Source organism: Pseudomonas sp. NUPR-001, from assembly GCF_052147955.1.
Classification (GTDB): domain Bacteria; phylum Pseudomonadota; class Gammaproteobacteria; order Pseudomonadales; family Pseudomonadaceae; genus Aquipseudomonas.
Genome location: NZ_CP197353.1, coordinates 4,215,119 through 4,233,202, shown reverse-complemented (window position 1 = coordinate 4,233,202; position 18,084 = coordinate 4,215,119). Strand labels below are relative to the sequence as shown.

The 18,084-nt window shown below is 59.6% G+C and carries 15 protein-coding genes; 3 read left to right on the top strand and 12 right to left on the bottom strand.

The annotated features are described in order from the left end of the window. Positions 1–38: 38 nt before the first annotated feature. Positions 39–947, top strand: a complete 909-nt coding sequence (locus tag ACP6KB_RS19250; protein WP_442108895.1) for a DUF808 domain-containing protein — start codon at positions 39–41, stop codon at positions 945–947. A gap of 64 nt (positions 948–1,011) precedes the next feature. Here the strand turns inward: ACP6KB_RS19250 and ACP6KB_RS19245 are convergent, their stop codons facing one another. From ACP6KB_RS19245 to puuE, 7 genes are all read right to left on the bottom strand, one after another. Continuing rightward, positions 1,012–1,800, bottom strand: coding sequence for an outer membrane protein OmpK (locus ACP6KB_RS19245; protein ID WP_442108894.1), 789 nt, complete (start codon positions 1,798–1,800; stop codon positions 1,012–1,014). Between the two features lie 362 nt (positions 1,801–2,162). Then, complete coding sequence (locus ACP6KB_RS19240; RefSeq protein WP_442108893.1) at positions 2,163–2,948, bottom strand: outer membrane protein OmpK; 786 nt, start codon at positions 2,946–2,948, stop codon at positions 2,163–2,165. Between the two features lie 134 nt (positions 2,949–3,082). Then, the gene (locus ACP6KB_RS19235) at positions 3,083–4,438 is read right to left on the bottom strand and encodes a nucleobase:cation symporter-2 family protein (RefSeq protein WP_442108892.1); all 1,356 of its coding nucleotides are present in this window, start codon (positions 4,436–4,438) and stop codon (positions 3,083–3,085) included. Positions 4,439–4,563: 125 nt separating this feature from the next. Then, a complete protein-coding gene (locus ACP6KB_RS19230) occupies positions 4,564–5,889 on the bottom strand; it encodes a urate hydroxylase PuuD (RefSeq protein ID WP_442108891.1) in 1,326 nt (441 codons plus the stop codon). Between the two features lie 50 nt (positions 5,890–5,939). Beyond that, a complete protein-coding gene (locus ACP6KB_RS19225; RefSeq protein ID WP_128324414.1) occupies positions 5,940–6,443 on the bottom strand; it encodes an ureidoglycolate lyase in 504 nt (167 codons plus the stop codon). A gap of 48 nt (positions 6,444–6,491) precedes the next feature. Continuing rightward, entirely contained in the window at positions 6,492–7,007 is a 516-nt protein-coding gene (uraD, locus tag ACP6KB_RS19220) for a 2-oxo-4-hydroxy-4-carboxy-5-ureidoimidazoline decarboxylase (RefSeq protein WP_442108890.1), read from the bottom strand. Then, complete coding sequence (gene puuE / locus ACP6KB_RS19215) at positions 7,007–7,933, bottom strand: allantoinase PuuE (protein WP_442108889.1); 927 nt, start codon at positions 7,931–7,933, stop codon at positions 7,007–7,009. The genes uraD and puuE overlap by 1 nt, the downstream gene beginning before the upstream one ends. A 384-nt stretch (positions 7,934–8,317) precedes the next feature. Between puuE and uraH the strand changes: the two genes are divergently transcribed. After that, a complete protein-coding gene (gene uraH / locus ACP6KB_RS19210; protein WP_133217234.1) occupies positions 8,318–8,671 on the top strand; it encodes a hydroxyisourate hydrolase in 354 nt (117 codons plus the stop codon). 750 nt (positions 8,672–9,421) lie between these two features. Here uraH and ACP6KB_RS19205 read toward each other — a convergent pair. After that, entirely contained in the window at positions 9,422–10,771 is a 1,350-nt protein-coding gene (locus tag ACP6KB_RS19205) for an NCS2 family permease (RefSeq protein ID WP_442108888.1), read from the bottom strand. Positions 10,772–11,128: 357 nt separating this feature from the next. Between ACP6KB_RS19205 and ACP6KB_RS19200 the strand changes: the two genes are divergently transcribed. After that, positions 11,129–11,896, top strand: a complete 768-nt coding sequence (locus ACP6KB_RS19200; protein ID WP_442108887.1) for a GntR family transcriptional regulator — start codon at positions 11,129–11,131, stop codon at positions 11,894–11,896. Between the two features lie 58 nt (positions 11,897–11,954). On the opposite strand, the gene guaD is transcribed toward ACP6KB_RS19200, so the two are convergent. The 4 genes from guaD to xdhA form a co-directional block, all read right to left on the bottom strand. Further along, positions 11,955–13,259 (bottom strand): guanine deaminase, encoded by a 1,305-nt coding sequence (guaD, locus tag ACP6KB_RS19195; RefSeq protein ID WP_442108886.1) that lies wholly within the window; start codon positions 13,257–13,259, stop codon positions 11,955–11,957. Positions 13,260–13,269: 10 nt separating this feature from the next. Continuing rightward, entirely contained in the window at positions 13,270–14,115 is an 846-nt protein-coding gene (gene xdhC / locus ACP6KB_RS19190; protein ID WP_442108885.1) for a xanthine dehydrogenase accessory protein XdhC, read from the bottom strand. A 74-nt stretch (positions 14,116–14,189) separates the two neighbouring features. Further along, positions 14,190–16,586, bottom strand: coding sequence for a xanthine dehydrogenase molybdopterin binding subunit (gene xdhB / locus ACP6KB_RS19185; protein WP_442108884.1), 2,397 nt, complete (start codon positions 16,584–16,586; stop codon positions 14,190–14,192). Further along, positions 16,579–18,033 carry a xanthine dehydrogenase small subunit gene (gene xdhA, locus ACP6KB_RS19180; RefSeq protein WP_442108883.1) on the bottom strand — a complete coding sequence of 485 codons (1,455 nt, stop codon included), beginning with the start codon at positions 18,031–18,033 and terminating at the stop codon, positions 16,579–16,581. Before xdhA ends, xdhB begins: the two co-directional genes overlap by 8 nt. Between the last annotated feature and the right edge of the window lie 51 nt (positions 18,034–18,084).

The following is an 18,084-nucleotide window of genomic DNA, read 5'->3' as shown; positions in this document are numbered from 1 at the left end:
AACGCCACCTGAAATTTTCAGGGTTCAAGGGGAGTCCCATGGCAGGAAGCAGTCTTTTGGTATTGATCGATGACATCGCCACCGTGCTCGACGATGTTTCGTTGATGACCAAGGTCGCGGCAAAAAAGACCGCAGGTGTATTGGGTGATGACCTGGCGCTCAATGCCCAGCAGGTCACCGGGGTGCGTGCCGAACGGGAGATCCCGGTGGTCTGGGCGGTGGCCAAGGGTTCGTTCATCAACAAGCTGATTCTTGTACCGGCAGCCTTGTTGATCAGCGCCTTCATCCCCTGGGCGGTGACTCCGCTGCTAATGGTGGGCGGTGCGTTCCTGTGCTTTGAGGGGTTCGAAAAGATCGCCCACAAATTCCTCCACAGCAGCGCTGAAGAGCAGGCCCAGCATGAGGCCAGAAGCGAGGCACTGGCGGACCCGGCAGTTGATCTGGTGGCGTTTGAGCAGAGCAAGATCAAGGGCGCAGTGCGTACCGATTTCATTCTCTCGGCAGAGATCATTGCGATCACCCTGGGTACGGTTGCGACGGCGCCGTTACCCCAGCAGATTGTTGTGCTGTCGGGCATTGCCATCATCATGACCATCGGCGTTTATGGCTTGGTGGCCGGTATCGTCAAACTCGATGATCTGGGCCTGTGGCTGACCCAGAAAGCCTCCCGTGTGGCGCAGGCCGTGGGTAACGGCATTCTGCGCGCGGCGCCGTACATGATGAAAAGCCTGTCGGTGATTGGTACCGCAGCGATGTTTCTGGTCGGTGGCGGGATTCTGGTGCATGGCGTGGCGCCGCTGCATCATGCCATCGAGGCGTTCAGTGAAGGGCGGGGTGGGGCGCTGACCGGGGCGTTGCTCAATGGTGGGCTGGGGATTGTTGCCGGGGCTGTGGTGCTGGCGGTGGTGGCTGTTGTCGGTAAGGTTTGGCGTACCATTAAAGGTTGAGAATTGTATCGCGGGGCAAGCCCGCTCCCACAGTAGGAGCGGGCTTGCCCGGCGATCACTTCAATTAGAAGTGCACTTTCACCAGGAAGCTTGCAGTGTTCTGGTCGGTATCAAAGGCATCGCTGTCTTTGATGCCGTACTTGTTCTTCCAGTAGTCGTATTCGAAACCGACGTACAGTTGTTTCTCACCCCAGTTCAGCGCTTTACCCAGGTCGTATTTGACCTGTGGGTTGAAGTGCAGGTTGGCGTGGTAGGTGCCGCGACGGCTGGTGGCGTCGTTATCGACCACCCAGTCCATGAAACCATCGATGAGAATGTCGGACTTGCCCACAGGAATGGTGTACGACCACACCGGGGTGATCTGCCAGACGTTGTCACCGGCACGGCTGCCTTCGGTGTTGCGCTGGTAGAAGTTCAGCTGGAAGTAGTCGAAGCCTGGGATGGCCAGGTCGAAACCAGGACCGATCAGGTAGGACTCGGTATCGCCCTCACCAAACTCGTAGGTCATGGCCAGCAGCACGTCTTTGATCGGGCCGAATTCCAGTTTCTGGTCGAAGATCTTGCCGAACGACAGGCGCGGGCTGAACTCGCCGTAGTAGGTGTTATCGCCGTTGTTGAAGTCCTTGTCGCCGTTGTAGAAGATCTTGTCGACGAAGAAGAAGTTGTCGCCGTACTTCCAGCCGTCAGCATGCTCGAAGGTTACGGTCTGCTGAATTTCCGGGTTGACCGCAAAATTCTTGCCCCACAGGTAGGTCAGGCTGTTGTTCTGCCATTGCAGCAGATCACCGGCGGTGGCGGCGGTGCTGGCCGCCAACAGGCCGCCCGCGAGAATCAGGCTATTGGTAATGCGCATCGCTGTGTTGCTCCCTTAGATTGGATTTGTTGTCGGTACTCTGAATGGTGCCGTTAGCTTGAATACTTGTCTTTTGAGTCAGTTTTTTTCGATTGTCCACACCTGTTTGGCAAGAGTCGCGCCAGCTTTTTGGGGGCGGGGCAACAGTCCTGCTCGACGTCTTTCTGAACAAATGAAAAGGGTGTTTCAGGTTGGCGTGACGCTTGCCAACCGCCCGAATTCATTGACTGAGCGGTCAGCAAACGCAGGCAGGATCCATCCTGCCCTGAGCGAGGGGGCGCGCAGATTACTGGCTTGCGCGCGGGTCCTCAAGTGCTCCGTCCTGGAGCAGGTATCACTAAAACTGTGCGTTTGGTCAGGTTTTAGAAGTGAACCTTAACCAGGGCGCTGGTCACGCTCTGATTGGTGTCCAGGCGACCGCTGTTCTCGATACCGTATTTATCTTTCCAGTAGCTGTACTCAACACCCACGTACAACTGCTTGGCGCCCAGGTTCAGGGCCTTGCCCAGGTCGTATTTGACCTGTGGGTTGAACTGCAGGTTGGCGTGGTAGGTGCCGCGCCGGGTTTCGTCGTTATCGACCACCCAGTCCATGTAACCATCAATCAGGATGTCGGAACGTCCCACAGGGATGGTGTAGGAGAAGCTCGGGGTAATCTGCCAGACACCGTCACCCGGGCGGCTGCCCTCGGTGTTGCGCAGGTAGAAGTTCAGGTTGAAGTAGTTAAAGCCGGGAACGTTCAGGTTGAAGCCTGGGCCAATCAGGTAGGCCTCGTTGTCGCCTTCACCTGACTCATAGGTCATGGCCACCAACACGTCTTTGATTGGGCCGAACTGCAGATTCTGGTTAAAGATCTTGCCGAGCGACAGGCGCGGGCTGAACTCACCGTAGTAGGTGTTGTTGCCTTTGTTGCGGTCGGTGCCGCCGTTGTAGAAGATCTTGTCGATGAACAGGAAAGTGTCGCCGTATTTCCACTGGTTGGCGTGTTCGAAGGTCACAGTCTGCTGGATTGCAGGGTTGACCTGGAAGTCCTTGCCATAGAGGTAGGAGAGGCTGTTGGTGTGCCAGAGCAACAGGTCCCCTGCGTTGGCTGGCACGGCGGCCAGCAGACTGCTACCCAACAGAAGGGAGGTGGTGATGCCTTTCATGTTGTGATTCCCGGCTTTGTTATTGTTGGTTTTCGGTTTTTTCGGCGCGAAGCGCCCCGGCCAGCCCGCTCCTACGGGTTGACGGTCTTGCGAGTTGCCTGGGTGAAGCTGGGCGGCAAGCGCCGCCCAAAAACTCAGTGCTGGTGGACGGCGTCGTTATGCGCCGCGCGTTCGGCGCCACCGAGGATGTTGAACAGCAGGTTGAGGATCAACGCGCTGACGGTGGCCATGGCGATGCCGCTGTGGGTGATCGGTTCCATCCATTGCGGCATCTGCGCGAAGAACTCCGGGCGTACGACTGGAATCAGGCCCATGCCAACGCTGACGGCCACCAGCAACTGGTTGCGGCGGTCGGCAATGTCGGCTTCCTGGAGGATCTTGATTCCGGTGGCCGCGACCATGCCGAACATGGCAATCGAGGCGCCACCCAGTACCGCAGGTGGAATCGAAGCGATCAGGAAGGCTGCCTTGGGCAGCAGGCTGAGCAGGATCAGAAATCCACCGGCCACTACGGTGACATAGCGGCAACGCACGCCGGTCATTTGCACCAAGCCGATGTTCTGGGCAAACGAGGAGTGGGTGAAGGTGTTGAAGAAACCGGCCACGAAGGACGCACCGGCGTCGCACATCAGGCCGCGACGCAGCATGCCCGGGGTGACCTCACGGTCGGTGACCTTGCCCAGGGCCAGGAACATGCCAGTGGACTCAACGAAGATGATCACCACCACCAGGCACATCGACAGAATCGGCGCCAGGCTGAAGGTCGGCATGCCGAAATGCAGCGGGGTAACCACTTGCACCCACGGCGCCTCATCGAGGCCGGAGAGGTCAACCATGCCGATGGAACCGGCGAGGATGTAGCCCAGGCCCATACCGATCAGCACCGAAACGTTGACCCAGAAACCGCGCATGAAGCGGTTGACCAGCAAAATAGTGGTCAGAACCAGGGCGGCAACCAGCAGATAAATGGGAGAGCCGAAGGACTCGGCTTCAGCGCCGCCACCGGCCCAGTTCACAGCAACCGGGAACAGCGACAAGCCGATGGAGGTGATGACCGTGCCGGTCACCAACGGCGGGAAGAAACGCACCACTTTGGACATGAACGGTGCGATCAGCATGCCGAAGAAACCGGCTGCAATCGTTGCACCGAAGATACCTTGCAGGCCGACGCCGGGCATACCGGCCATGGCCACCATGCTGCCGACGGCAGCAAAGCTTGCACCCATCATGACCGGCATGCGGATGCCGACAGCACCAATGCCGAACGACTGGACGATGGTGGCGACACCAGCGACCAGCAGGTCGGCATTGATCAGGAAAGCGACTTCTTCACGAGAAAGGCCGGCGGCCTGGCCGATGATCAGGGGCACTGCAATCGCGCCTCCGTACATCAGCAAGACATGTTGTAGACCCACCAGGAACAGTTGGAGCATGGGCAGTGGCTGTCGTGGGGGCGCAACAGGGATGTACGCCTTGCGTGACTCGGACATGCAACACCTCGGTTTTGTTTTTATTCTTTGAGCTGCAAGCTCAAGCGCCAGGCTTCAAGAAGAAGCAGGGGAGCGCGCTTGGCTTGCAGCTTGTAGCTTGTAGCTTGCCGCTTGAAGCTTTTTGCTTAGTTGGTCGGTGCACCTTTGGCGATCCAGGCACCAATCAGTTCACGTTCCTGCTGGGTCATCTGAGTGATGTTGCCCAACGGCATGATCTGCGTGGTGACTGCTTGTGCCTGAATGCGAGCGGCTTGTTGCTGGATTTGTTGCGGGGTGTCGAGCATCACGCCGGCCGGAGCAGCACTGAACAGCGGGCTGGTCGGTTTGGCCGAATGGCACACGGCGCAACGTTCCTGGATGACGCTGTGGATCTTGTCGAAACCGGCATCGTCGAGTTTGGCGACTTCTGCTGCTGGCGCTTCGGCAGGTGCGGCAGCCTGGGCAGGTTCGGCAGCTTTTTCAGCAGCTTTTTCTGCGGCGGTTTTGCCACCCAGCGCGGTTTCCGGCAGGGGTTGGTATTCGACTTTGGCGGCTGCTTGCTCAGGGGCAGTCGGCATTGGCGCAGGGCCAGTGACGTAAGCCAGGCAAATCATCGACAGGGCACCGACTGGCAGGGTCCAGGCGTACTTGTTGCTGTCGTGACGGGTGTTGAAGTAGTGACGAACCAACACTGCAGCCACAGCGATACCGGCCAGGATCAGCCAGTTGTACTGGCTACCGTAGGTGCTCGGGAAGTGGTTGCTGATCATGATGAACAGCACCGGCAGGGTGAAGTAGTTGTTGTGACGCGAACGCAGCAGGCCCTTGGCCGGCAGTACCGGATCCGGAGTCTGGTTGGCTTCGATGGCGGCGACCAGCTGACGCTGGGCCGGCATGATGATGCGGAACACGTTACCGACCATGATGGTGCCGATGATTGCACCGGTGTGCAGGTAAGCACCACGACCGCTGAACACTTGGCTGAAGCCGTAGCAGGCAGCAATGACCAGCACGAACAGCACCAGACCGAGCAGTGCAGGGCGCTTGCCCAGAGGCGAGTCACACAGGAAGTCGTAGATGAACCAGCCAGCGATCAGCGAACCCACGCCGATGGCGATACCTTCACCACCGCTCAGGGTGCTGCCAGGGGCCAGTAGGTACAGGGTCGGGTTCCAATAGAACACCAGGCACAGCAGGGCAATACCCGACATCCAGGTAAAGTAGGCTTCCCATTTGAACCAATGCAGGTTCTCCGGCATTTTTGGCGGAGCCAGCTTGTATTTCTCCAGGTGATAGATCCCGCCACCGTGGATCGCCCAGAGATCGCCAGAAAGACCGTCGCGCGGGTTAGCGCGGTTGAGGTTGTTTTCCAGCCAGACAAAATAGAACGACGCGCCAATCCATGCTACGCCAGTGATCATGTGAACCCAACGCACGCTCAGGTTCAGCCATTCCAACAGATGTGCTTCCACAGTCTTTACCTCTTACCCTGGCATCCTGTAGCCGGATGCTCAGTCTTCTCTTATTGGTGGGGGGCGAGGATCAATTGCTCATCCTCATTGAAAAAATGCTCATCGCAGTTGTTGCCAGTACCACTGCGATCAACCACCAGGAAGTCATCCCGCTTTTCGATCGTCAGCACCGGGTGGTGCCAGACGCCGCGATGGTAATTAATGCCCTGCTTGCCATTACTGACAAAAGCACGGACCAAACCTGATACAGGTGCATCGCCAACGGGCGCGACCACGATCAGAAACGGATTGCCGAGCAGCGGAATAAACGCCTGGCTGCCCAGCGGATGGCGCTCCAGCATGCGAACGGTCAACGGCATGTCCTGCGCGTCGGCGCGGAAGATGCTGATGATCGCGTTGTCCTCGGGCTGGGCGGTTTGTACCGTGGCCAGCTTGTGGAAGCGCATGGTCGAGCCGTTGTTGATCATGAAGTGGTCGCTGCCGTCGGTTTCGATCACGTCACCGAAAGGGGCGAAGGCTTCTTTGGTCAATGGCTCAATCACTAAAGTGCGCATGCGGATTCTCTTTATTCTGTGTTGTGGAGGGTAAGGTCGGGCTTACCCTTAAAGTTGCAGCAGGCGGAACAGGGCAATCAGGTTGATCTGCGCCAGCGCTTCCTTGAACTCGGCCTCGACCGAGTTGTGGATGCGCTTCTCGAACGAGGCGAGGATCTGGTGCCGATTGCTGCCTTTGACCGCCATGATGAACGGGAAGTGGAACTTGGCCTTGTAGGCGTCGTTGAGTTCGGTGAAGCGTGCAAACTCTTCGGCGGTGCACTGGTGGATACCGGCGCCGGCCTGTTCGTTGGTGCTCGATTCAGTCAGCTCGCCCTGGATGGCAGCTTTGCCGGCGAGATCCGGGTGAGCATTGATCAGTGCCAGCTGAGCGGCATGATCGGCGCTGAGCAGAATGTCGCTCATGCGCTGATGCAGGGCTTCGATCTGGTCGACTTCCTGCAGTTGGCCCAGGTCGTAAGCCTTTTCGGCGACCCACGGCGAGTGCTCGTAGATGTCGGCAAAGGCTTCGACGAACGCGCTGCGCTCCAGGGACGACGGCGTGAGGGTTTTGAAAGCGGTCATTAGACGTTCTCGGCTTTGTAAGGGTGGGTGGCATGCCAGTGACGGGCGATGTCCACGCGCCGGGTGAACCAGACTTGATCGTGGCTCTTGGCGTATTCAATGAAGCGCTTGAGTGCTGCCAGGCGTGCCGGGCGGCCGACCAGGCGGCAGTGCAGGCCGATGGACAGCATCTTCGGCGCTTCGGCACCTTCTTCGTACAGCACGTCGAAGGCGTCCTTGAGGTACTGGAAGAACTGCTCGCCGCAGTTGAAACCCTGGACCTGGGTAAAGCGCATGTCGTTGGTGTCCAGGGTGTAGGGGATCACTAGGTGCGGCTTGTCGGTCGGGTTGTTCGCTTCCCAGTAGGGCAGGTCGTCGTCGTAGGTGTCGCTGTCATAGAGAAAACCACCTTCTTCCATCACCAGGCGACGGGTGTTCGGGCCGGTGCGGCCGGTGTACCAGCCCAGTGGGCGCTCGCCGGTCAGTTCGGTGAGGATGCGGATGGCTTCGAGCATGTGCTCGCGCTCCTGGGCCTCGTCCATGTTCTGGTAGTCGATCCAGCGGTAGCCGTGGCTGCAGATCTCGTGACCGGCTTCAACCATGGCGCGGATCACGTCCGGGTGACGCTGGGCGGCCATGGCCACTGCAAAGATGGTCAGCGGTACGCCGGTATCCTTGAACAGCTTGAGCAGGCGCCAGACACCGGCGCGGCTGCCGTATTCGTAGAGCGATTCCATGCTCATGTTGCGCGCGCCCTGCAGCGGCTGGGCGGCAACCATTTCCGAGAGAAAAGCTTCTGACTCTTTGTCCCCGTGAAGAATGTTGCGTTCACCGCCTTCTTCGTAATTGAGCACGAAAGACAAAGCAATGCGGGCATTCCCCGGCCAGCGCGGATGGGGTGGGGTGTTGCCGTAACCGATCAGGTCGCGAGGATAGTCAGCGCTCACTGCAGTCTTCCTTCTTATTCGTGTAAACGGATGGCGTGGCGCCCGTGTAGGGGAATGCCCACGTCGATGAGATGATTGTATACAACTTTGTTTGCCGTTTGTAAGCCTGTTTTTTCGTATTTCTTTCAGTTTTCGCCCCAAAAAACCTGTGCAAGAAACCTGCCTGACTGGTCAGCTAATGACGCATTCGTCGGCCAGCGGCGTGGTTTTGCGACTGATGGCGTATTTACAGGAGGTAGCGGGCGTGCCAGGAAAGAATACCGAATTATTGTGTACAATTTTACAGAAAAATGTCTTAATAATCCGACAGCCGCACACTGCCGTGTCTTTTCCCGGTGCCGTGCGGGATTTTTTGCCCACAGATAGAACAGAGGCGAGCAAGCAATGGGACGTTTGACCACGCATGTACTGGATGCCGCTCACGGCTGCCCTGGCAGCTCGATCAAAGTCGAGCTGTATCGGGTTGAAGGCCAGCAGTTGGAGCTGGTGAACACTGCACTGACCAACAGCGATGGCCGTTGCGACGCGCCACTGCTGCAAGGTGATGACTACCGCAGTGGTGTGTATCAGCTGCAGTTCAATGCCGGCGACTACTACCGCGCCCGTGGCGTGAAACTGCCGGAGCATGCCTTCCTTGATGTGGTGGTACTGCGTTTTGGCATCAGTGCCGAGCAGGATCACTACCACGTACCGCTGCTGATCTCGCCATACAGTTACTCGACCTACCGCGGAAGCTAGTTGGTCGCTAGAAGAATCTTCGTAGGTCCTTGCCCGCTCACACTGCGGGCTTTTTTTTGGGTTCACGGATTGTCGGGGAAGAATTGGCTTTGGCTTTGGCTTTGAGGGCTGCGGGCTTATCCGTTTTTTGTGGTGGCCATGCTGGCCCCTTCCGCCCTTACGGCGGGTCCCTTTTGTCTTGGCAAAAGGAACCAAAACCGCTCGCTCCTGCATCCGGCCCTGCGCTTCGCTCCGGGTTCCTTCGCTCCGGCATTGCTCCCGTGAGGACCGCGCTAACGGGCCATCCATGGCCCGAAGCGCTTGACGGGCTCCTGCCCGTCACCTCACTACGCAATGCCTCCACTCAGCCTCCTGAAGTCGCAGACCGCAGCGTCTGAACTAACGCGCGCACAAAGCAAAAGCAAAGCCACAAGCCCCCACAATCGTAATTTAGCGACTTCAGGAGGTCGAGTGGAGGGCTTGTCACGGTGGGAGCGGGCTTGCCCCGCGATCTGGCGCGATACAGCAAATCGCGGGGCAAGCCCGCTCCCACCGGCAGGGCCGGATGCTGGAGCCAGCGGTTTTGCCTCCTTTTTCCAAGAAAAAAGGAGGCCGCCGTGAAGGCGGAAGGGGCCAGCACGGCCACCACAAAAAACGGATAAGCCCACATCCCTCAAACCAATCCCAATCCCAGGCCTTCCCCCAATAACCCGTGAAGACCCATAAAAAAGCCCCACCCGAAGGTGAGGCTTGGTCGTGTTGCAGCGCGGCTTACAGGAACACAAACTTGGCAATGAAGATCGCCGTCAGCACCCACAGGCTCGCGGAGATTTCGCTGAAACGACCGGTACCGGCCTTGAGCACGACAAAGGTGATAAAGCCCAAGGCAATACCGTCGGCAACCGAGAAAGTCAGCGGCATCATGATGGCCGTGACAATGGCCGGAATGCTGTCAGTGGCTTCATCCCAGTTGATGTGAGCCATGCTGCCCATCATCAACATGGCGACATAAATCAGCGCACCTGCCGTGGCGTAGGCCGGGATCATCCCTGCCAGCGGGGCGAAGAACATCGCGGCGATGAAGAACAAGCCGACCACTACCGCCGTCAGGCCCGTACGTCCGCCTGCCGCTACACCCGCAGCACTCTCTACATAGCTGGTGACCGGCGGTACACCAACCACGGCACCGAATACGCTCGACGCACTGTCGGCCTTCAACGCACGCGACAGGTTTTCGATACGCCCGTCGGCATTCACCAGGTTGGCCCGTTGGGCGACGCCCATCAGCGTACCGGCGGTGTCGAACATGTGCACGAAGAGGAAGGCGAATACCACAGCGATCATGCTGACGTTGAACACGCCCGCTACGTCCATGGCCATCCAGGTCGGCGCCAGGCTTGGCGGCAGCGAGAACAGGCCACCGTATTCGACCAGGCCCAGACCCCAGCCGGCCAAGGTGACACCGATGATGCTGATCAGGATCGCACCGAACACGCGGTGGTAGCTCAGCACGGCAATCATCAGAAAGCAGATCGCCGCCAGCAGCGGACCTGGCTCGTGCAGGGAGCCGAGCTTGATCAGGGTAGCGGGGCTGTCGACGACAATCCCGGCAGTTTTAAGACCGATCAGTCCGAGGAACAATCCGACGCCGGCACCCATTGCATGACGCAAACTGACGGGAATGCTGTTGAGCAGCCATTCACGCACCCGCGACAGCGTCAGCAGCATGAACAGCACCCCAGAGACGAACACCGCGCCCAGCGCGGCCTCCCAGGTGTAGCCCATGGTCCCGACCACGGTGTAGGTAAAGAAGGCGTTGAGCCCCATGCCCGGTGCCAGGCCTACCGGCCAGTTGGCATACAGGCCCATCAACAGGCAACCGAGGGCGGCGGCGATACAGGTGGCGACGAATGCCGCTCCATGATCGATACCGGCATCGGCCATGATGTTGGGGTTAACGAAGATGATGTACGCCATGGTGATGAAGGTGGTCAACCCAGCGATCATTTCGGTCTTGACGGTGGTGCCATGTAGCTTGAGTTTGAAAATCCGCTCCAGCAAGCTCGTTTCGAGCGGCGGAGCAAGATCCAGCGTAGGGGCTTCGGATTTGCGGCTTTCCACAGCGAGTACTCCTCAAGTCTTTTCTTGTTTTTCAGAGCTTGTCCTGCGCACGCACTGGGGGCTCTGTGAGGCGGATGGGATGGCAGGCGTCCGGACCGTTAGTTGACTTCTGGGTCAGGAAGTTGCACGACGGATTATGCGTTTGTATACAAAGAATGCAAATAATGTTTTCGTTGCTGTGCGCAAATAATTTCGTCGCGTCGCTATAAAGGCCATCATCCCCTGCAGAAATCGCTGCGGCTGTGTACAATGTGCGCATACCTTTATCGTTTAATTTTCTTACCAAGACTTGCCTTTGCCCTACTGGCTGCTATTACAGTCAGGGTCCGATAGGTCGATCTCCACGCTCGAGTGCCCATGAACGAACAGCTGCAACCTCTCAAGAAACCAGTGCGTACCGGCAAGGCCGGGCGCAGCGGAACCCAGGACGACATCGTCTACGCGCACATTTTCGAGGCTATTCTCGAGCAGCGTCTGGCGCCGGGTACCAAGTTGAGCGAGGAAGCCCTGGGCGAGATCTTTGGCGTCAGCCGAACCATCATCCGCCGTGCGCTGTCGCGCCTGGCCCATGAAAGTGTGGTGCTGTTGCGGCCCAATCGCGGCGCGGTAGTGGCCAGCCCTACGGTTGAGGAAGCCCGTCAGGTGTTCTTTTCCCGGCGTTTGGTCGAGCGTGCGATCACTGAGCTTGCGGTCGAGCATGCGACCGCCGAGCAGCTCAACGAGTTGCGCCAGATGGTGCGTGAAGAACGTGACAGCTTTTCCCGCGGCGATCGGGGCGCCGGTATTCGCTTGTCCGGTGAGTTCCACCTGAAACTGGCCGAGGCTGCAGGCAATGCCCCGTTGATCAGCTTCCAGCGCAGCCTGGTCTCGCAAACCTCGTTGATCATCGCCCAGTACGAAAGCGGCAACCGCTCGCACTGCTCGTACGATGAGCACATGCAACTGATCGATGCGATCGAGGCCCGTGATGCCAATCAGGCCGTCAGCCTGATGATGCATCACATGGATCACATCGACAGCAAGCTCAACCTCGACGAAGACAGCGCTTCGGATGATCTGCATGCGGTTTTTTCACACCTGTTGCAGACCAAGAAACGCGGTAGTTCGGTACCGCTCAAGGGCTGAAATTGATCGCGGGGCAAGCCCGCTCCTACTGTAGGAGCGGGCTTGCCCCGCGATGTTTTCAACGCTGATGCACGCAGCGACCCGCGGCAAAGGTCTGCTTGATGGTGCGGTCATCCCCCAGGGTCATCAGCACGAACAGGGTTTCGTCGATGCTGTTCGACTGCTGGATGCGGTAGTCCATCAGCGGCGTGGCCTTGTAATCGAGCACCACGAAGTCGGCATCGTTGCCCGGCTTGAGGCTACCGATCCGGTCATCCAGGTACAGCGCCTGAGCGCCACCGAGGGTGGCCAGGTACAGCGACTTGAACGGGCTCAGGCGTGCGCCCTGCAGTTGCATGACCTTATAGGCTTCGTTAAGGGTGTTGAGCAGCGAGAAACTGGTGCCCGCACCCACGTCGGTACCCAGCCCGACCTTGACCTTGAATCGCTCGGCCTGTGGCAGGTTGAACAAACCACTGCCGAGGAACAGGTTGGACGTCGGGCAGAAGGCCACGGCCGAGCCGGTTTCGGCCAGGCGCTGGCATTCGTCGTCGCACAGGTGTACGCCGTGGGCGAATACCGAGCGTTCGCCCAGCAGCTTGAAGTGATCGTAAACGTCCAGATAGCCCTTGCGCTCTGGGAACAGTTCCTTGACCCAGTCGATCTCCTTGAGGTTCTCGCTCAGGTGAGTGTGCATGTACAGGTCAGGGAACTCGCCGAGCAGTTGTCCGGCCAGGGCCAGTTGCTCCGGCGTGCTGGTTGGGGCGAAGCGCGGGGTCACGGCATAGTGCAGGCGACCTTTGCCATGCCAACGCGCGATCAGCGCCTTGCTTTCAACGTAGCTCGATTCGGCGGTATCGGTCAGGTAGTCCGGGGCGTTGCGGTCCATCATCACCTTGCCGGCAATCATCCGCAGGTCCAGGCGCTCGGCCTCTTCGAAGAAGGCATTGACCGAGGTCGGGTGCACGCTGCCAAACACCAGGGCGGTGGTGGTGCCGTTGCGCAGCAGCTCTTCGATGAAGATCTTCGCCACCTTGTCAGCATGTGCCTTGTCGGCAAACTGCTTTTCGCACGGGAAGGTGTAGGTGTTGAGCCAATCGAGCAGTTGCTCGCCGTAGGAACCGATCATGCCGGTCTGCGGGAAGTGAATGTGGGTGTCGATGAAACCCGGGGTGATCAAGGCGTCTTGATAGTGTTGCACCTCGATGTCGGCCGCCAGGGTCGGCAGCAGATCGCTGGCGTGACCCAGGGCACTGATTTTACCGTTGTCGATCAGCAGCAGGCCGTCTTCGAAATACTGATAGGACGCTTCGATTCCCACCTCGGCGGGGTCGGCGACGCTGTGCAGGATGGCAGCACGGTAGGCTTTGCGGGTTGCGCTCATAGGGCTCTCGTCATATGGCTTGGCTGCGCCGAGAGGGCGGCAGCAATTGGGCAATCGGGCCGGCGTTGGCAGCGTTGTCGTGCTGGCCGAAGCTGGCGTTGTAAGTGGCAATGATTTCGGCGGCGATGGACACGGCGATTTCAATCGGCAGCTTGCCTTTGACTTCGGCCAGGCCCATCGGGCAGCGCATGCGTTGCAGGCGCTCATCGCTGTAGCCGCGTTCACGCAGGCGGTGTTCAAACTTGACGCGCTTGGTTTTCGAGCCGATCAGGCCGAACCAGGTGAAGTCATTGCGTTTGAGGATGGCGGCCGTCAGTTCCAGGTCCAGCTGGTGGTTGTGGGTCATGACGATGCAGTAGCTGCCAGCGGGCAGTTCGTCGACTTCATCGACCGGCTCTTCACTGACAATCTTGCTGACCCCGGCGGGTATGTACTCGGGAAACTCCTGCTCGCGCGAATCGATCCAGCGCACCCGGCAGGGCAGCGCGGCGAGCAAGGGTACCAGAGCGCGGCCAACATGGCCTGCACCGAATACCGCGATCTGCGCTTGTACCTGGCCCATCGGTTCGAACAGCAGTACGGTGACGCCGCCACAGCACTGGCCCAGGCTGGCGCCCAGGCTGAAGCGTTCCAGATGGGGGGACTCGCGGCGTTCGGCGAGCATTTCCCGGGCGATCTTCATCGCTTTGTATTCAAGGTGTCCGCCGCCGATGGTGTCGAACAGTTGCTCGGCGCTGACCACCATTTTCGAGCCGGCATTGCGTGGCGTTGAGCCGCGCTCCTCGATGATGGTTACCAGCACGCAGGCTTCTCCGCGGGCTTGCAGGTCGGCGAGGGCGTTGATCCAGGTGTGCATAGTTCACTTGCCTCTTTGATCGCGGGGCAAGCCCGCTCCCACGTTAGGAGCGGGCTTGCCCCGCGATGGACACCTCACGGCGTCACAGTCTCAACCTCAGCAGCCGGTTGTTGCGCCGCCACCGCCTTACGCAGCTGTTCACAGCCCCACAGCACGCGCTCAGGCGTTGCCGGTGCATCGATCTGCGGATGCATACGGTAATCAGCGAGGCTGGCGACCGCGTCCTTGATCGCACACCAGGCCGCGATGCCCAACATGAACGGTGGCTCACCCACAGCTTTGGAGTGGAACACGGTGTCTTCCGGGTTCTTGCGGTTTTCCACCAGCTTCACGCGAAAATCGATCGGCATGTCGGCCACCGCCGGGATCTTGTAGCTGGCCGGGCCGTTGGTCATCAACTTGCCCTTTGCATTCCACACCAGCTCTTCAGTGGTCAGCCAACCCATGCCCTGTACGTAGCCACCTTCCACCTGGCCGATGTCGATGGCCGGGTTCAGCGAGGCACCGACGTCATGCAGGATGTCGGTACGCAGCATCTTGTACTCGCCGGTCAAGGTATCGACGATCACTTCGGCACAGGCTGCACCGAAAGCAAAGTAGTAGAACGGGCGACCACGGGCCTGGCTGCGGTCGTAGTAGATCTTCGGCGTTTTGTAGAAACCGGTGCTCGACAGCGACACCTGGGCAAAGTAGGCCTGCTGGATCAACATGTCGAAGCTGATGATTTCGTCGCGGATACGCACATGGTTATTGCGGAACTCGACGTCTTCTTCGGTGACTTTGTACTGGCGTGCGGCGAACTCGACCAAACGTTTCTTGATGGTTTCTGCAGCGTTTTGCGCTGCCTTGCCGTTCAGGTCGGCGCCGGAAGAGGCGGCCGTTGGCGAGGTGTTGGGTACCTTTTCGGTGTTGGTCGCAGTGATCTGCACGCGCTCGAAGTCAACCTGGAACACCTCGGCCACCACCTGCGCCACCTTGGTGTTCAGGCCCTGGCCCATCTCGGTGCCGCCGTGGTTGAGGTGAATGCTGCCGTCGGTGTAGACGTGCACCAGGGCACCGGCCTGGTTGAGGAAGCTGGCGGTAAAGGAAATACCGAATTTCACCGGGGTCAGCGCCAGGCCTTTCTTGAGGATCGGGCTGTGGGCGTTGAAGCGGCGGATCGACTCGCGACGCTCATGGTAGTCGGCACTGGCTTCCAGTTCGGCGGTCATTTCTTCGAGCATGTTGTGCTCGACGGTCTGGTAGTAGTGGGTGACGTTACGCTCGGTTTTGCCGTAGTAGTTGGCTTTGCGCACGGCCAGCGGGTCGAGCGCCAGGTGGCGGGCGATGTGGTCCATCACCTCTTCAATGGCGACCATGCCCTGCGGGCCACCGAAGCCGCGGTAGGCGGTGTTCGACGCGGTGTTGGTCTTGCAGCGGTGACCGTTGACCGTGGCATCGCCCAGGTAATAGGCGTTGTCGGAGTGGAACATCGCGCGGTCGACGATGGATGCCGACAGGTCCGGTGAGTAACCGCAGTTGCCCGCCAGTTCCAGGTTGATGCCGTGCAGGCGGCCGCTGTCGTCGAAACCGACGTCGTACTCGACGTAGAACGGGTGGCGCTTGCCGGTCATCAGCATGTCTTCGACGCGCGGCAGGCGCATCTTGGTGGGCTGGCCGGTCAGGCGCGCGATCACCGCGCACAGGCAGGCCGGGCTTGCCGCCTGGGTTTCCTTGCCGCCAAAACCGCCGCCCATGCGGCGCATGTCGACCTGTACCTTGTTCATCGGTACGTCGAGCACTTCTGCGACCAGCTTCTGCACTTCGGTCGGGTTCTGGGTGGAGCAGTAGACAATCATCCCGCCGTCCTCGGTGGGCATCACCGAGGAGATCTGGGTTTCCAGGTAGAAGTGCTCCTGGCCACCGATGTGCAGGGTGCCTTGCAGACGCTGCGGCGCGCTCGCCAGGGCCGTGGCCGAGTCGCCGCGTTTGTGGGTGTGGCTGTCCAGCACGAAATGGCGTTTGCGCAGGGCTTCGACGACGTCCAGCACCGGTTCCAGGTCTTCGTACTCGATGATCGCCGCCATCGCCGCACGGCGCGCGGTCTCCAGATCGCGGGCGGCGACGGCGAGCACCGGCTGGCCAACGAATTCGACCTTGTCGATCGCCAGCAGCGGGTCGCCGGGCATGATCGGGCCGATGTCTTTCAGGCCGGGAATGTCTTCATGGGTGATGGCAATCCGCACACCTTCAAAGGCGTAGCACGGGCTGGTGTCGATCTTCAGCACCCGTGCATGGGCGCGGTCGGACATACGCGCATACACGTGCAGCTGGTTCGGGAATTCCAGACGGTCGTCGATGTACTGTGCTTCGCCGCTGACCTGTTTGTCGGCACTGTCGTGCTTGAGGCTGCGGCCGACACCGGTAGTCAGGTCCTGAGCGAACAACTCGGCCATTTCTGCCTGGCTTTTGGCGACATGATGGTTAGACATAAGCGGTCACCCGAGTTTCGATGTGCGGCGTTTGCAGTTCGATGAAGTATTTGCGCAGCAGGTTCTGCGCGCTGAGCAGGCGGTATTCCTTGCTGGCGCGGAAGTCCGACAGCGGGGTGAAGTCCTCGGCCAGGGCCTGGCAGGCGCGTTCCAGACTGGCCTGGTTCCAGGCTTTGCCCACCAGCGCAGCTTCACAGGCGCGGGCCCGTTTCGGGATGGCCGCCATGCCGCCGAAGGCGATACGCGCGGCCTGCACCACACCGTTTTCAATCTGCAGGTTGAACGCGGCGCAGACTGCGGAAATATCGTCGTCCAGACGCTTGGACACCTTGTAGGCGCGGAACGTCCAGGCACTGCGGGCGCGCGGCACGACGATCTTCTCGATGAACTCACTTTCCTGGCGGGCAGTGATGCGGTAGTCGATGAAGTAGTCTTCCAGCGCCAGGGTGCGGGTGCTCTCGCCCTTGCGTAGAACGATCTGCGCATCCAGCGCAATCAGCAGGGGCGGGGAGTCGCCGATCGGCGAGGCGTTACCGATGTTGCCGCCGAGGGTGCCCTGGTTACGGATTTGCAGCGAGGCAAAACGGTGCAGCAGCTCGCCAAAGTCCGGGTATTCGTGGCTCAAGGCGTCATAGCAATCGGTCAGCGGCGTGGCAGCACCAATTTCCAGGTACTCGTCGAAGTGGTCGATGCGTTTGAGTTCGGCGACGTTGCCGACATAGATCATCACCGGCAGGGTTTTGTGGAACTGGGTCACTTCCAGCGCCAGGTCGGTACCGCCGGCCAGCAAACGAGCTTCAGGATGCGAGCCGTACAGGTCGGCAAGGTCGGCTACGGTCAGGGGCACCAGGCAGCGTTTGTCGCCACTGTTGAGCTCGCCGGTTTCGCTCGGGGCAATGGCTTTCAGGCGGGCGATGGTTTGTTCCTGGGCGCTGTCGAACTGGTCTGGCCGGGCGTTGCAGCACGATTGTTCAGCGGCGGCCAGAATCGGCCGGTAGCCGGTGCAACGGCAGAGGTTGCCGGCCAGCGCTTCCTGGGCTTTGTGCAGATCAGGTGCATCGCTGTTCTTTTGCAGGGCAAACAGCGACATGACAAAGCCTGGGGTGCAGAAACCACATTGCGAACCATGGCAGTCAGCCATGGCCTGTTGCACGCTGTGCAGTTGGCCTTGGTGTTTAAGCCCTTCGACGCTGATCAATTGCTTGCCGTGCAACGACGAAACAAATGTCAGGCAGGAGTTCAGACTGCGGTAGCGGATGTGCTCACGGCCATCGTCATCTTCGGCCAGCTCGCCGACCACTACGGTGCAGGCACCGCAATCGCCGCTGGCGCAGCCTTCCTTGGTACCGGACTTGCCCAAGTGCTCGCGCAGGTATTGCAGCACAGTCAGGTTGGGATCCAGGGCATGCTCACTGCGCAGCTCCTGGTTGAGTAGAAACTGGATCACGGAAGGCCTCACACGCGGTTTATTGTTGTTGAGCGGACTGTAAGCAGACTT